The sequence below is a fragment of the Nonomuraea sp. NPDC005692 genome (genome assembly GCF_040631115.1).
Classification (GTDB): domain Bacteria; phylum Actinomycetota; class Actinomycetes; order Streptosporangiales; family Streptosporangiaceae; genus Nonomuraea.
In genome coordinates, this window is record NZ_JBEXYU010000036.1 from 54,340 (window position 1) to 69,708 (window position 15,369).

Annotated in this window: 12 protein-coding genes; 5 read left to right on the forward strand and 7 right to left on the reverse strand. The window is 71.7% G+C overall.

Annotated features, from left to right (window positions below; genetic code table 11):
• Nucleotides 1-83 precede the first annotated feature (83 nt).
• Nucleotides 84-1,874 (reverse strand): DUF5107 domain-containing protein, encoded by a 1,791-nt coding sequence (locus ABZ459_RS44275; protein WP_357984505.1) that lies wholly within the window; start codon nt 1,872-1,874, stop codon nt 84-86.
• 209 nt (nt 1,875-2,083) lie between these two features.
• On the opposite strand from ABZ459_RS44275, the gene ABZ459_RS44280 reads away from it, so the two are divergent.
• The 4 genes from ABZ459_RS44280 to ABZ459_RS44295 are packed head-to-tail and all read left to right on the forward strand — an operon-like array spanning nt 2,084 to nt 8,359.
• Entirely contained in the window at nt 2,084-5,236 is a 3,153-nt protein-coding gene (locus ABZ459_RS44280) for a discoidin domain-containing protein (RefSeq protein ID WP_357984508.1), read from the forward strand.
• The gene (locus ABZ459_RS44285) at nt 5,233-6,585 is read left to right on the forward strand and encodes an ABC transporter substrate-binding protein (protein WP_357984511.1); all 1,353 of its coding nucleotides are present in this window, start codon (nt 5,233-5,235) and stop codon (nt 6,583-6,585) included. Before ABZ459_RS44280 ends, ABZ459_RS44285 begins: the two co-directional genes overlap by 4 nt.
• Nucleotides 6,585-7,529, forward strand: coding sequence for a sugar ABC transporter permease (locus tag ABZ459_RS44290; protein WP_357984514.1), 945 nt, complete (start codon nt 6,585-6,587; stop codon nt 7,527-7,529). The genes ABZ459_RS44285 and ABZ459_RS44290 overlap by 1 nt, the downstream gene beginning before the upstream one ends.
• A complete protein-coding gene (locus tag ABZ459_RS44295) occupies nt 7,529-8,359 on the forward strand; it encodes a carbohydrate ABC transporter permease (RefSeq protein ID WP_357984518.1) in 831 nt (276 codons plus the stop codon). The genes ABZ459_RS44290 and ABZ459_RS44295 overlap by 1 nt, the downstream gene beginning before the upstream one ends.
• Nucleotides 8,360-8,379: 20 nt before the next feature.
• On the opposite strand, the gene ABZ459_RS44300 is transcribed toward ABZ459_RS44295, so the two are convergent.
• Genes ABZ459_RS44300 through ABZ459_RS44310 form a run of 3 tightly spaced genes read right to left on the reverse strand, consistent with a single transcriptional unit; the run spans nt 8,380 to nt 11,728 of the window.
• On the reverse strand, nt 8,380-9,225 hold the full coding sequence (locus tag ABZ459_RS44300) for an alpha/beta hydrolase (RefSeq protein ID WP_357984521.1): 846 nt from the start codon (nt 9,223-9,225) through the stop codon (nt 8,380-8,382).
• On the reverse strand, nt 9,225-10,157 hold the full coding sequence (locus ABZ459_RS44305) for a VOC family protein (RefSeq protein WP_357984524.1): 933 nt from the start codon (nt 10,155-10,157) through the stop codon (nt 9,225-9,227). The genes ABZ459_RS44300 and ABZ459_RS44305 overlap by 1 nt, the downstream gene beginning before the upstream one ends.
• 26 nt (nt 10,158-10,183) lie before the next feature.
• Entirely contained in the window at nt 10,184-11,728 is a 1,545-nt protein-coding gene (locus ABZ459_RS44310; protein WP_357984527.1) for a bifunctional 3-(3-hydroxy-phenyl)propionate/3-hydroxycinnamic acid hydroxylase, read from the reverse strand.
• 175 nt (nt 11,729-11,903) lie between these two features.
• Between ABZ459_RS44310 and ABZ459_RS44315 the strand changes: the two genes are divergently transcribed.
• Nucleotides 11,904-12,572, forward strand: coding sequence for a TetR/AcrR family transcriptional regulator (locus ABZ459_RS44315; protein WP_357984530.1), 669 nt, complete (start codon nt 11,904-11,906; stop codon nt 12,570-12,572).
• A 3-nt stretch (nt 12,573-12,575) separates the two neighbouring features.
• On the opposite strand, the gene dmpG is transcribed toward ABZ459_RS44315, so the two are convergent.
• The 3 genes from dmpG to ABZ459_RS44330 are packed head-to-tail and all read right to left on the reverse strand — an operon-like array spanning nt 12,576 to nt 15,366.
• Entirely contained in the window at nt 12,576-13,601 is a 1,026-nt protein-coding gene (gene dmpG / locus ABZ459_RS44320) for a 4-hydroxy-2-oxovalerate aldolase (RefSeq protein WP_357984533.1), read from the reverse strand.
• On the reverse strand, nt 13,598-14,545 hold the full coding sequence (locus ABZ459_RS44325; protein ID WP_357984535.1) for an acetaldehyde dehydrogenase (acetylating): 948 nt from the start codon (nt 14,543-14,545) through the stop codon (nt 13,598-13,600). Before ABZ459_RS44325 ends, dmpG begins: the two co-directional genes overlap by 4 nt.
• Complete coding sequence (locus ABZ459_RS44330) at nt 14,542-15,366, reverse strand: fumarylacetoacetate hydrolase family protein (protein WP_357984538.1); 825 nt, start codon at nt 15,364-15,366, stop codon at nt 14,542-14,544. Before ABZ459_RS44330 ends, ABZ459_RS44325 begins: the two co-directional genes overlap by 4 nt.
• Nucleotides 15,367-15,369: the final 3 nt, after the last annotated feature.

Consider the following 15,369-nt stretch of genomic DNA (forward strand, 5'->3'; position numbering starts at 1 on the left):
CGGGCGCTCCGCCACATCGCGGCCCGCGCTTCGGCCTGTTCCAGCGGCAGCGCGACCGCCCGGGGCCGGGATGATCGGCGGGATCAGTCCATGCGGAAGTCGTACGCGGGCGGGAGGGGGTGATCGGGGCCGTGGTGGGCGAACCACAGGTCGTGCAGGGCGTCCTCGCCTTCGCGCAGGTCCGGGACGGTCAGGCCGGCCGCCAGGATGCGTCCGGCGCGTACGCGGTCGCCGACGGCCACGGCGGCCTGGGCCTCCAGCAGGCGGACGCGGCCGTGCGCGCGGTCGCCGGGCGGGAGGCGGTCGACGAGGTCGAGGGCCCGCGCCGGGCGGCCGGCGGCGACCAGGGCGGCGAGCGTCTCGACGGTGAGCGGGCGCACGTCGGGCGCCAGGGCGTGCGCCTCCAGCAGGAGGACGGCCGCGGCGGCGTCGTCGCCGTCGATCCGGTGGGCCTCGGCCAGCGCCCGCAGCAGCAGGGGGTGACGCCGTCCGGCCAGGGCCTGGCGCCAGGCGTCGAGCGCTCCCGTCCGGTCGCCGGCGGCCCACAGGTTCAGGCCCAGGTGGTAGCGGCCGGGCCAGTCGCGGGCCGGGCGGAGCAGCTTCAGCCAGCGGGGGCCGACGACGCACACCGCCTCCTCGCCCGGCAGCTCCCCCTTCTCCAGGAGGGTCAGCCACGGCTTCTGTTCCGGCCCGAGGGTGTCGTCGGCGAACGGGGTGGCCGTCGACTCCGGCAGGCCGCCCGCCCTGCGTTCCAGCGCGCCCCATCCTGAGCCCCGGTGGATCACCTCGGTGACGGGGTGGTCGGTCCACGGCCCGAGCTGCGCCGATTCCCGCGGGAGCGTCCTGGCGATCACGTCGACCGTCGCGCGCGCGTCGTCGTAGGGGGCGTGCGGGCGGCGCAGGGTGAGGGGGTTGTAGGTCTCGGTCCAGGTCCAGGCGGTCCCGCCGGGGAGCGGGAGGTGCTCCAGCTGGGTACGGGCCAGGCCGGCCTGGATCTCCAGGTACGGCGCCCCGGCGCCAGAGAGCCAGCTCTGCCAGTGGGTCCCGCCGGGGGAAACGCCCCAGCCGAACAGCTTGCGCCCCTTCAGCCGGGACGTCGAGGTGTGCAGCAGGCCGTAACCGTCGTCGTCGACGGCGGCGATCCAGGGGACGTCCGACGTGATGTGGAAGAAGTAGTCGGCGGCCGAACGCCAGCGCCCCGGGTAGCCGGCATCGGGTTCGCCCGGGTACGGCACGGTGGTCAGCCGCTGGGCGTAGCCGAAGTGCTCGGCCCGGTCGGCGGGGGCCAGGACGCGAGTGCGCGGCGTCTGCGGGACGGCGATGTTGGACCACCAGTAGACCGGCACGCTCTCCGGACGCGGATTGCGGATGGTGACGGACACGACCAGCGCCGGCGAGCCGGGCGGCAGGCTCGCGTCGATCTGGACCACCAGGCCGCGCATCCGTTCGTATTCGTACAGCCGCAGGACGGGGTACGGCGCCGCCACCCACGCCGCGTGCAGCGGATCGCAGGTCAACGGCCAGTGCCCGGTGGTGCCGAGGTTCCACTCCACGCCGCCGGCGAACCACGCGTCCCGCAGTGCGAGGTTGGCCGGCTGGATCACCGGGTTGCGGTGCAGCAGCTCCCGGCCGGTGGCGAGGTCGACCAGCGACCACAGCCGCCCGCCGAGGCCGGGCAGGAACACCGCCCGCAGGTGCTCGTTCTCCAGCGTGACTGAGGGCACCTCCTGCTCGGCGGGGTCTCGGCCGTAGGAGTCGCGCTTGCCGTACGGGAGCAGCGAGGGCGGGTGCCCGAAGTCGGTGATCGCCACGGCGGGAGGCCGCAGGATGGGCAGCGGGCTGACGGGCCCGGCATCGGCGATGGTGAGCTTCATCCGGACATGGCCCCTTCGCGCAGAACGTTTTAAGGCGATCTGCGGCGAACGGTAGGGATCGCAGGGTTCCTTGTCAATGGCCTGAAATTTGCGTGCAACAGATCGAATACGAGGCATTGACGACATCTATGCGCACATCTATCGTCCAGTCAGCGGATTTTGAAACGTTTTACCGCCAGGTTTCGGGGACCTCAGTGAGGAGCCGCCCAATGGCCGTCAAACCCGTCCCGCTCGTCGCGTTATCCGTCCTCTTCGCTTCCTTGTTCGTGGCCGTGCCCGCCCGGGCGGCCGTCCTGTCGGTCTGGGTGCAGAGCGCCGCCGACCGCGCGTTCTCCTCGACCACCCGTCCGTCCGGCGCCCCGGCCTCGATCGCGCTGCGGGCGGCCCGCGGCGAGAGCGAGGCCGCCCAGATCCTGGTCAGGCCGTCCGCCTCCGCCACCGGCGTGCAGGTCACGGCCGGCGCGCTGAACGGTCCGGGCGGCGCGGTGATCCCGGCCTCCGCCGTCACCGTCAGGCGCGAGTACAACCACCCGCACGTCTCCAAGATCGGCGTCTACCAGAACCCGCCGGACGGCGGCACCGCCTACTACGACGCGCTGGTGGAGAACACCCCGCAGTCGGTGGCGGCGAACGTCACGCTGCCCTACCACTACAGCGTGCGGGTGCCCGCCGCACAGCCGCCCGGCACGTACGCGGGCACCGCCACCGTCAGGAGCGACGGCGGCGACGTCACACTCGACGTCACCGTCACGGTCTACGACATCACGATCCCGCCCACCGACCGGTCGACGTTCAAGATGAACAACTGGTTCACCTCGGCGGGCTGGGACTACAACGGCACGATCAGGGCCATTCCCGCCCAGTACGGCGTGCAGATGTACGACGCCGGCTGGTGGCGGGTCATCCAGAACATCGCGGCCAACCACGCCAGGCACCGCAACAACGTGATCTTCGCCGACTTCCAGGCCCTGCTCATCCCCGACACGACCGTGGACGCCGCGGGCACGTACACCTTCGGCTGGACGACGTTCGACAGGTTCGTGCAGACCTTCGCCGACGCGGGGGCGATGCAGTACATCTACACCCCCCACCTGCTGGAGGGCCTGCCGGGCGACGTCGTCAAGCTGGACATGATCAAGAAGGTGGGCGGTGTCGTCCAGCGGGTCCTGGCCGACCCCGACACGGCCGAGACCAACGCCTACCTCACCCAGCTCCTCCCCGCCCTCAAGGCCCACCTGGACGCCAAGGGCTGGACGGACCTGTTCTACATGAGCGCGCTGGACGAGCCGTCCACCGCCAACCAGGTCAGGGCGGCCAAGTGGCTCTACGCCAGGTACCGCCAGTACTTCCCCCGCCCGCTGACCAACGAGGCCCATCTGGCCGTGCTGCCCGCGATGGAGGAGGACCTCACGACCGCGACGCCGTACACCGGCCTGTACGACGGGAACGTCGCCTACTACCAGCGCCGTCGCCTGAGCGGCGCGGACCTGTGGCTCTACAACTGCATCGTCCCGCAGGACAGGCGGATGAACCGCTTCATCTCCTACCGCCTGGCCTCCACCCGGCTCACCCCCTGGCTCACCTGGAAGATCGGCGGGACCGGCTACCTGCACTGGGGCTGGAACTTCTGGTGGGACTTCAGCGACCTCAACCGGCCCTCCGACACCTTCGACGACTGGCAGACCGGCGACAACTGGCTGGTCAGGCCCAACAAGGCGGCCTACGACATCTACGACAGCGTGCGCAGCGAGGCACAGCTCGACGGCCTGGAGGACGTGGAGCTGCTGAACCTGCTGGCCAGGACCAAGCCGGTCACCGCGCGGGCCATCGCCAACACCCTGGTCACCGACTCGATCTCCTACGAGCAGAGCGGCGCCGAGGTCGACAACCGGCACCGGCAGATCCTCGACGCGCTCGTCGCGCCGGGCCCCGACCTGCGCTTCCCCTACGCCGACGACTTCAGCACGGGCGAGACGAGCTGGCGGCACAGCGCGGGCGCCTGGTCGGTGACGGGCGGGGAGTACGTCCAGTCCGACGCCTCCGCCAACTGGGGCGTCACCGCCGCCCTGGAGGGCCGCGCCTACCGTGACGTGGTGGCCGGCGCGGACGTGCGGATCACGGGGGTGAACCCGAGCGGCGGCAGCACCAACTGGGCCGGCCTCATGGTCCGCAACCTCAACGCCACCGACATGGACACCGGCTACCTGGTCGCGCTGCGCGACAACGGCCAGGTGTTCGTCTACCGCAGCGGCGTCCAGCTCGGCTCCGCCGCCGTGCCGGGGTACGTCCCCGGCCAGTGGACCAGGCTGCGGGTGGCCGCCCGCGGCGGGACCCTCACCGTGTTCGCCGGGGCGAGGAAGGTCCTCACCGTCGCCGACGACGCCTACCCGGTGGGCGGGCTGGCCCTGGTGACCGGCGGCGCGAGCGCCCGCTTCGACAACGTACGGGTCAACCCGGAGACCGACCCGGCCGAGGGCCGCACCGTCACGGCGTCCAGCTCCTACGAGGGCGACGGCTGGACCACCGCCGCCGCCGTGGACGGCACCCGTACCGGCGTCGGCTGGAGCAGCTCGGCCGCGAACATGGGGACGAACCATACCGAATGGCTGCAACTCGATCTCGGCGGCGTCAGGCCGCTGAGCAGGGTGGACCTCTATCCCCGCTCCGACGGCGCGAACACCGGCCTCGGCTTCCCGGTGGACTTCACGGTCCAGGTCTCGGCCGACGGGTCGTCCTGGACGACGGTCGCCACCAGGACCGGCTTCCCCAGGCCCGGCGCGGGGGCGCAGTCGTTCCCCTTCGCGACCGCCGACGTCCGCCACGTCAGGGTGACCGGCACGAACCTCGGCACCGACCAGCTCGGCCACTACCACATGCAACTGGCCGAGATCGAGGTCGCCGGCGGCAACCTCGCGGCGGGCCGCCCGGTGACCGCGTCCAGCTCGGTCGAGTACCTCGACGAGGGGTGGCTGCGGGCCGATCTCACCGACGGCTCCCGCTCGGCGCTCTGGTACTCGATGGGCTGGAGCAGCCAGCCGGGCGTGGCCGGCCGTACCGAATGGGCGGCCGTCGACCTCGGCGGCCCGAGCAGGATCTCCCGGGTGGACCTCTACGCCAGGTCGGACGGCGAGAACACCGGCGACGGCTTCCCCGTGGACTTCACGATCCAGGTCTCGGCCGACGGCTCCACCTGGACGACGGTCGCCGCCAGGACCGGCCACCCGCGGCCGGACGCGTCGGCGCAGACCTTCTCCTTCGCGCCCGTCACGGCCCGGCACGTCAGGGTCGTGGGGACCGCCCAGCGCACCGCCCCCTACCACATGCAGCTCGCCGAGCTGGAAGTCTTCCAGGAGCACAGATGAGAAGGACGTCCATCGCGCTCCTCGCGCTGGCGTTGACCGCCTGCGGCGGCCCGGCCGCCCCCGCCGGGGAGGAGTTCTCGCTGCCCACCGCGGCCGCGTACTTCAGCACCGCCTGCCCGGAGCCCGGCACCAGGCCGGTCACGGACAAGGAGCTGACCTACTGGTCGATGTGGACCAAGGACGAGCCGCAGGGCAAGGTCCTGCGGCTCGCCGCCGACTGCTTCACCAGGAAGACCGGCGTCAAGGTCACCGTCCAGTGGCTGGGCCGCGCCTACCTGCGGCAGAACCTGCTGCCCGCGCTCAACACCGAGACCGTTCCGGACCTGTTCGACCAGGACCTCACCAACATCAGGACGGCGATCACCGCGGCCGGCGGCACCCGTCCCCTCGACGACGTGCTGGCGATGCGGACCGGCGACGGCGTGGTCCGCGACGTGCTGCCCGCCGTCTACCGGGACAGCCCGGCGATCAGGGACGCGGCGGGCAGGCCGTTCGCGGTGCCGTACATCGTCATGGGCAACGCCTGGTGGTACGACCGCAAGAAGCTCCCGGACCTCAGGCCGCCCAGGAGCATGGACGACCTGTACGCGCTGTTCGGCGGCCGGTCCGTCGCGCTCGACGGCGACATCGGCTACTACGCCGCCTGGTACTTCGACCAGCTCGCCGCCCGGTACGTCGGCCCCGGCGGGCTGGCCGAAGCCGCCCAGGACCGCACCGGGCAGCTCTGGAAGAGCGATCCGGGCTTCCTGCGGGCCGCCGAGCACACCGCCAGGATCGCCGGCCACCTGGTCGACGGCTGGGACGCCGGCAAGTTCCCGCAGATCCAGCAGCGCTGGGCCGACGGCGACGCCTCCTACCTGTTCATGGGCAGCTGGGGGCCGACCGAGACCCGCGAGTACCTGGCCAAGCAGGGCGGCGGCCAGGACATCGACTACGGCTCCTTCCAGTTCCCCATGCCGGACGGCGCCACCCACGACGTCATCGAGGTGCAGCAGGTGGCGTTCGGCGTCACCGCCAAGGCCAGGCATCCCGAGGCGGCCAAGGCGTTCATCGCCTACTTCCTCACCCGCGACCTGCTCGCCGGGCTGCCCGCGGTCGCCGACAGCCTCACCCCGCGGACCGACCTGCCGGTCCCGTCCGACCTCGCCGACCTCAAGGCCGCCCTGGAGGACCCGGCGAAGAAGCACACCCTGTTCATGGACGGGCTGGACGGCGTCGCCGGCGGCAAGTTCGCCGAGCAGGTGTTCTACCCGGCCGACGACGCCCTGCTCAAGGGCAGGCTGACGCCCGCCGCGTTCGTGGCCGAGCTGGCCACGGCGACCGCCGCGTTCTGGAGGACACAGGGCTGATGGCACAGACCCTGGCCGCGGGCAGGCGCGCCCTGCCCGCCGCCGTCACCCCCCATCTGCGCCACCGGCGGCGGCTGTTCTGGCCGTTCACGCTGCCCGCCATCGCGCTCTACGTCGTCTTCCTCGTCGGCCCGGCCGTGGTGACCGTCGTGCTCGGCTTCACCCGCTGGTCGGGTGCGGGCCCGGTCACCTTCGTCGGCCTGGAGCAGTACGGCAGGCTGCTGGGCAGCGAGTCGTTCCGCGACGCCTTCGTCAACACGCTCGGTTACATCGTGGCCGGCGGGGCCGGCACGTTCGTGTTCGCGTTCCTGTTCACGATGGTGCTGCGCGGCATGCGGGCCTCGAAGACGATCCGGGCGATCCTATTCTTCCCCAACATCGTCGCGCCGGTCGCGCTGGGCATGTTCTTCGGGTTCGTGTTCACGTACCACCCGGGGCGGCAGGGGCTGGCCAACTTCCTGCTGGAGTCGTTCGGCCTGCCCGCGGCCCGGTTCCTGCGGCCGGAGAACGTCACCTGGGTGGTGATGGGGGCGCTGGTGTGGGCGAGCGCGGGCTTCTACATCACCATCATGATGGCCGCCGTGGACCGCATCCCGCCCTACCTGTACGAGGACGCCGAACTGTGCGGGGCCTCCCCCTGGCAGCAGTTCCGCGCCGTCACCCTGCCGCTGACCTGGGACGTGGTGGGCATCGCCGGCGTGCTCTGGACGATCGGCGCGGTGAAGATCTTCGAGATGGTGTTCGTGCTCGCCGGCCCCGGCACCTACTCGCCGCCCAGCAGGACCTGGACGCTGGCCGTCTACGTCTACGACCGCTCCTTCGGCACCCGGGGCACGCCGGAGTACGGCGCCGCCTGCGCCTGCGCGGTCGTGATGATCGTCCTGGTGACGGTGCTGGTGACCGCGCTGCGCAGGGTGATGCGCAGGGAAAGGCTCGAGTTCTGATGCTCAGGACCGTCGGCAGGACGGCCGTCTGGCTGTTCACCGGGCTCAACGTGCTGCTGCTGTACTGGCTGGTCGCGGCGTCGTTCAAGACCCCGCTGGAGATCTTCCGCGACCCGTTCGGCCTGCCGCGTACCTGGTTCGCGCGGGGGAACCCGTTCCGCAACTACCTCTACGCCTGGAACCAGGCCGAGTTCGGGCATGCCTTCCTGGTCACGGTCGTGCTGGTGGCGGCGGCCTCGGTGTCGATCGTGGTGGTCTCCGCGCCCGCCGCCTACGCGCTCAGCCGGTTCGGCGTGCGCGGCTCGGGGCCGCTGACCGGGTTCCTCGCGCTCGGCATGGGCGTCCCGGTGCAGACCGTGATCATCCCGCTCTTCGTCGGCCTGGCCGACCTCGGGCTGACCGACAGCCTGTTCGGCCTGTACCTGCTCTACGTGGCCCTGTCGGTGCCGTTCACGGTGTTCCTGCTGACCGGCTTCTTCCGCACCCTGCCCGAGGAGACGGAGGAGGCGGCGGCCCTCGACGGCGCGTCGCCGCTGCGCACGTTCGTCTCGATCACGCTGCCGCTGGCCCGCGGCGGCCTGGTCACCGCGCTGATACTCAACGCCATCGGCCTGTGGAACGAGACCCTGCTGGCCATCGTGTTCATCCAGCAGAACGACGGCTTCACCCTGGCCCGCGCCCTGTTCACCTTCTACGGCGCGGCCACCTACCAGTCGGAGTACGGCGGGCTGATCGCGGGCGTCGCGATCGTCGTGCTGCCCATGCTGGCGCTCTACCTCGTGCTGGCCCGCCGCATCATCGCCGGCCTCACCCTGGGCGCGGGCAAGTAGCGGCCCACGCCCCCCGGGGGTCAGTTGTTCGCGATGAAGTCGGCGACCAGCCGGTTGAACTCGTCGGCGTGCTCGATCATCGCCCAGTGCCCGCAGCGGTTGAGCAGCACCAGCCGGCTGTCCGGGATGTTGGCCAGCAGGTACAGGGAGGTCTCGAACGACACGACGCGGTCGTCGCGGCCGTGGATCAGCAGGGTCGGCACCTGGATCCCCGGCAGCGACTCCGGCTTCACCCACTTGGGCAGCGGGGCGCCCTTCGGCAGGCCGTCCACGTAGTTGCGCAGGTGGTCGGGGCGGGCGAGCGCGGCGTCCGAACGGGCCTGGCACAGCTCGGGGGTGGCGAACCGCGCCTTGTCGTAGACCATGATCTCGACGAGTCGGCGCATGTTCTCCGGGCTCGCGTCCCGGTAGGCCTCGATCAGCACCTTCAGGCCCTCGGACGGCCCGTCGCCGGCGCCGAACAGCGTGGGGATCCGGCCGACCGGGGGCCCCATGGTGATCAGGTGCGAGATCCGGCCGGGGTGCTCGGTGGCCAGCCGCAGCGAGGTCTGCCCGCCCATCGAGTTGCCGACGAACGCGGCCTGCTCGATGCCGAGGGCGTCCAGGAACTGGATCGCCGCCTCCACGTGGTCGAGCCGGTCGACGGTCGCCGGGTCCGACTCGCCCCAGCCGGGCATGTCGACGGCGTAGACGTGGAAGTGCTCGGCCAGCGCCTCGATGTTGCCGGCGAAGTTGCTCCATCCCGTGGCGCCCGGCCCGCTGCCGTGCAGCAGCACGACCGGATGGCCGGAGCCCGCCTCGTAGTAGCGCAGCTTCCAGTCCTTGGTCTGAACGGTGCGCGCGATGTCCTTGGCGTCGAGTGCCATCAGTGGTCCTCCCCGTTCGGCTCGGGCGCGGCGGCCAGCAGTCCGGCGACGACACCCGGGGGGCGGTGGCCCCAGCTGTGCAGCTTGTCGAGCGTCTTCACCTCCCACGTCGCGTCGTCGATGATCAGTCCGCCCCAGCCGTACTCGACGCTGAAGCCCGAGGGGGTGTGGACGTAGAAGCTGAACATGTGGTCGTTCGGATGCATGCCGAGCGTCATCTCGAACGGCTGCCTGGCGTCCATGCACCGGTCGTAGGCCAGGCCCACGTCGCGGATGTCGGTCACCTCGACCATGAAGTGATGGGTCTTCTTGGGCGAGGGCAGGTCGCCGAAGGCCACGGTGTGGTGGCGGCCGTTGCAGTGCAGGAAGATCAGGTCGGCGACCACGCCGGGGGCCAGCTCCTCGACGATGACGTCGCTGACCTTGAAGCCGAGCAGGTCGATGTAGAAGTGCAGGTACTCCTCCCGCGAGACGCCGTGCGCCAGCAGCACCTGGTGGCCCGCGCCCCCGGCGCCCGTCACGAACCCGCCGAGCAGCTTCGGCGACTCGAACGGCGTGGCGGCGTCGGCCAGGCCGGTGACCAGCTCGACCCGGTTGCCCATGGGGTCGGCGGTGACGAAGACCCGCTCCACCTTGCGGGCGGCGGCGAGCGCGTCGTCGCCCTGGGTGACCTCGACGCCGGCCGCGCGGACCTTGTCCACCAGGGCGTCCAGGGCGGCGGCGTCCGAGACCTCGTAGCCGGTGGCCACCAGGTCGTCGGCGGGGCCGCCGGTGACGATCCAGCGGTGTGCCTTCTCGTCGGTGCGCAGGGTGAAGCCGCCGTCGGTCTTCTCGCCGAAGCGCATCCCCAGCAGCTCGACGGCGAAGTGCTCCCAGTCGGCGAGGTCGCTGACCTCGTAGACGACGTAACCGAGCTCCTTGACTCCGGACATCTCTCTTCTCCTCTCAGGTAACCGATTCAGGCGGGCACGGCCAGGCCGCTGACGTCGGCCGCGGCGACGAACTTGTCGGGACGGACCGCCACGGCGCGGGCGCCGTACCTGCGCAGCCAGGGCAGCAGGATCTCGTCAAGGTCGACCAGCTCCTCCGGCCCCTGCGTGTAGGCCGTCTTCGGCCGGACGGCGAGGTAGCGGGCGCCGAGCGCGTCCCAGCCGGCCCTCTCCTCCGCCGTCAGCAGGGTCGCCGGGTCGACGTCGTCGCCGAGCAGCACGAAGCCGTCGCCGAGCAGGTCGTCCAGGCGGGCCATCCGGCCCGTGGCGTCGCCGGTGACCGGCTGCGGGACCATCCGGCCGACGATGCTGGCGTCGCCCAGCGGCCCCCTGATCCAGCCGCCTTCGAGCACGGGCGGGGCGGTGAGCGGCGGCTCGTACGGGGTGACCGTGTCCTGGGGGACGGCGTTCATCGCGGCCTGCTCCTCCTCGGACAGTTCCTGCTTGATGACCCGTCCGAGCTGGACGGCGAGCCCGGTGTAGAAGGCGGTGTTCGGACGCCGCTCGGCTTCGTAGGTGTCCAGCCAGCTCTCGGGCAGCTCGCCCTTGAGCACGCGGGCGAGCTTCCAGCCCAGGTTGTGGGCGTCGCGCATGCCGGACTGCATCCCGGCGCCGGCCCACGGCGGCATGAGGTGGGCCGCGTCCCCGGCCAGGAACACCCGGCCCTGGCGCCAGGTGTCGCACATCCGGACGTGGTGCTTGTAGAAGGCGTGCCGGTGGATCTCGACGTCCTGCTCGGTGACGCCCAGCGCCTTCAGCAGCGGCCAGACCTCGGCGCTGGTCGGGTAGTCCGCGGGGGACTCCTCCGGCTTGAGCGGGATCTCCCACCGGTGGTTGCCGGCGGACAGCGCGATGTCGACGACCGGCCGCTCCTTGTCCGACCAGAACGTCAGGAAGTCCCGGTCGGGCCACCAGCGCTTGACGCGGCAGTCGATGACCACCCAGGTGACGTCGTTGGTGTCGCCCAGCAGGCGGCAGCCCACCTCGCCGCGGATCGTGCTGGTCCCGCCGTCGGCGGCGATCGCGTACCGGGCGCGGGTCGTGCGCGCCTGGCCGGTGGCGGTGTCCGTGGAGGTGACGGTGACGCCGTCGGCGTCCTGGGCGATCCCCGTGACGTCGGCGCCGTAGTGGACGGTGATGCGGTCGCCGTGCTCCTGCGCGGCCGCGCGCAGCTCGGCCTCCATCGTCGGCTGGTAGATGTTGTAGAAGCGCGCCTTGCGGCCCAGCGTCGAGGGCGGATGCTCGATCCGCATGATCTCCTGGCCACCGTAGGTGACCCAGCGCAGGGCCCGCTGGGGGTCGATCTTCTTCTCGATCCGCTCGTCGATGCCCAGGTCCTGGAAGATCCGCATCGTCCAGTCGTTGACGGTCACGGCCCGTGCCCGGGGGTAGATGTCCGTGTCCCGTTCCAGGGCGACGGCGGACACGCCGTACCTGGCGAGGGTGAGGGCGGCGATCACGCCGGTCGGGCCGTACCCGACGATCGCGACGTCCGTGTCGTAGCTGCCGGTCATGCGCTGACTCCGTTCTCGGCCGCAGGGGATCCGATGCGGCACTTTTGGACCAAACGTTCGGTCCAATTGTGAGGAGACTAACAACGACCTGCGGCGACGTGTCAAGACCTGTTCACGAACCGGTTATCCGGACCGCCGGACGGGCCGCTGTTCCGGGGTCCCTAGAATTCGGCTGGTGGAGAAGTCGGCGCGGGAGGCGCACACCGGAAACAGCCGCGGCCGCCGGTCCCGGCAGGAGATCCTCGACGCGGCCGCCCGGGTGATGTCCGTGCGCGGCTACGCCGGGACGTCGATCTCGACGCTCGTGAAGGAGACGGGCCTGCCCAAGAGCGCCTTCTACCACCACTTCGAGTCCAAGGCGGGGCTGCTGTCGGCCGTCATGGCCCAGGGGGCGCGGGGCTTCTTCGAGGCCATGCGCGAGGCCCACCGCGACCCGCCGGCGGGCGGCACCCCCCGCGAACGCCTGGGCTGGTACCTGCGCAGGACCGGCGAGGTCTTCGTGCACCGCGAGGAGTTCCTCCGCCTGCTGCTGGTGCTGGTGATGAGCAACGAGGCCGCCGAGGCCCCGGAGGCGATGCGGACCGTCATCGACGTCCGCGGCGAGGGCCGCGACCTCATGCGGCACATGATCCGCTCGTCGTTCGCCGGCGCGGGCGAGGAGGCCGCGGAGGCGGTCGCGGACGCCCTCGCCCACTTCGGCATGGCCGGATTCGACGGCGCCTTCGTCTCGCTCCAGTCCGGGGACGGCAAACCGATCCAGGAGTTCATGGAGCAGCTCGCCGACGCCCTGACGGGGATCGGCGAGTCGCTCATCGCCGGCCGCCGGGGCGTGCCCGGCGGCTGACGGTCAGGCGGACTGCTGCTCGCGCCCGGCGGCGAGCGTGAGGGCGATGTCGACGATCATGTCCTCCTGACCGCCGACCAGCCGGCGGCGGCCGCACTCCATCAGGATGCCGCGCACGTCGACGCCGTACCGCGCGGCGGCGGCCTCCGCGTGCCGCAGGAACGACGAGTAGACGCCGGCGTACCCCAGGGTGAGCGTCTCCCGGTCGACCCGCACCGGACGGTCCTGCAGCGGGCGGACGATGTCGTCCGCGGCGTCCTGGAGCTGGAACAGGTCGCACCGGTGCTCGAAGCCCGACAGGTCGGCGACCGCGACGAACGCCTCCAAGGGGCAGTTGCCCGCGCCCGCGCCGTGACCGGCCAGCGACGCGTCGACCCGGTAGACGCCGTTCTCGACCGCGACGACGGAGTTGGCGACCGACAGCGAGAGGTTCTCGTGGGCGTGGATGCCGATCTCGGTCCCGGCGTCGAGCACGTCGCGGTACGCGCGGACCCGCGCGGCCACGTCGTTCATGGTGAGCCGGCCGCCGGAGTCGGTGACGTAGACGCAGTGCGCGCCGTAGGACTCCATGAGCTTGGCCTGCCGGGCCAGCTCCTCGGGCGGGGCCATGTGGGAGAGCATCAGGAACCCGGACACGTCCATGCCGATCTCACGGGCCGCGGCGATGTGCTGGGCGGAGATGTCGGCCTCGGTGCAGTGCGTGGCGACCCGGACGGACCGCACGCCGAGCTCGTAGGCGCGCCTCAGCTCGTGGACGGTGCCGACGCCCGGCAGCAGCAGCGTGGTCAGGCGGGCGTTCTGCAGCACCGACGCCGCCGCCTCGATCCACGCCCAGTCCGTGTGCGAGCCGGGGCCGTAGTTGAGCGAGCCGCCGGCCAGGCCGTCGCCGTGCGCGACCTCGATCGCGTCGACGCCGGCCCGGTCCAGCGCCGTGACGATGCGCTTGACGTCCTCCAGGCCGATGCGGTGGCGGACGGCGTGCATGCCGTCGCGCAGGGTGACGTCCTGGACGAAGATCGGGGTGCTCATCGAAGGCCCGCCTTCCGTGCGGCGATGCGTTCCGCGACCCGCAGGCCGGCGGAGGTCATGATGTCGAGGTTGCCGGCGTAAGCCGGGAGATAGTGCGCGGCGCCCTCGACCTCGAGGAACACCGACACCTGGTGGGTGGGCCGCGTCGCGCCGGCGGCCAGGAGCGTCTCCACCGGCTGGTCGGCGGGCACCTCGGTGATCTGCACCTGCTGCTTGAGCCGGTAGCCGGGGACGTAGGCGGCGACGTCGGCGACCATCTTCTCGACCGACAGGCGGATCTCCTCGTGCGTGGCCGGATCGGGCGCCGCGACGAGGCACAGGACGGTGTCCCGCATGATCAGCGGCGGGTCGGCGGGGTTGAGGATGATGATCGCCTTGCCGCGGCGCGCCCCGCCGATCTGCTCGATGGCGGCCGAGGTGGTCTCGGTGAACTCGTCGATGTTGGCCCGGGTGCCCGGCCCGGCCGACTTCGAGGCGATGGAGGCGACGATCTCGGCGTACTCGACGGGCGCCACCCGGCTGACGGCGGCGACGATCGGGATCGTGGCCTGGCCGCCGCAGGTGACCATGTTCACGTCGGGCGCGTCGAGGTGCTCGTCGAGGTTGACGGCGGGGACGACGTAGGGGCCGATCGCCGCCGGGGTCAGGTCGATCAGCCGCTTGCCGAGCGGGAGCAGCTTGGCGGCGTTCACCTCGTGCGCCTTGGCCGAGGTGGCGTCGAAGACGATCCCGATCTCGTCGAAGCCCGGCAGCGCGATCAGCCCGTCGACGCCCTCGGCCGTCGTCGGGACGCCCATCCGGGCGGCGCGGGCCAGACCGTCGGACGCGGGGTCGATGCCGACCATGGCGCCCATCTCCAGATGACCCGCCCCGCGCAACACCTTGATCATCAGGTCGGTGCCGATGTTGCCCGAGCCGATGATCGCGACCTTCGTCCTGCTCATGCTGCTGCTCCTTCGGTGAAGCGGACCGTCACCGTGCCGAGGCCGGACAGGGTGGCGGTGACGATGTCGCCGGCGGCGACCGGCCGCATCGGGCCGAGCGCGCCGGACAGGACGACCTGGCCCGCGCGCAGCGGCTCGCCGAGGTCGCGAGCCATGCGGGCCAGCCACACGACCGCCTCGATCGGGTCGCCCAGGCAGGCCGCGCCGGTGCCGGTGGAGACCTCCGCGCCGCCGATGCTCATCGACATCACGACGTCCACCGGGTCGAACTCGCCGAGGGTGCGGCGTTCCGTCCCGAGGACGTAGGCGCCCGTGGAGGCGTTGTCGGCGACCGTGTCGCCGAAGGAGATGTCCCACCCGGCGATCCGGCTGCCGCAGATCTCCAGCGCGGCGACGGCGTACTCGATCGCGGCGCGGACCTGGGGGGCGTCGAGTGGGCCGTCGTCCAGGTCGGCGCCGAGCACGAACGCGATCTCCGCCTCGGCCCGCGGCTGGAGGATCCGGCCGACCGGGATCGCGTCGCCGTCGGCGTAGGCCATGTCCTCGAACAGCACGCCCAGGTCGGGCTGGTCGACGCCGAGCTGGCGTTGCACCGCCTCCGACGTCAGGCCGATCTTGCGCCCGGTGACCCGCGCACCGCCGGCCAGGCGGGCGGCGGCCAGCGCGGCCTGGACGGCGTACGCGGCGGCCAGGTCGTCGCGGCCGATCAGATCCCGCACGGGGGCGCACGGCACGCCGGACGCGGCGGCGCCGGCCAGCCGCTCGACCGCGGCGGCGATGTCGGACGGGCTCGCGGCGGCGGGCCCGTTGGTTTCGTTCATCCC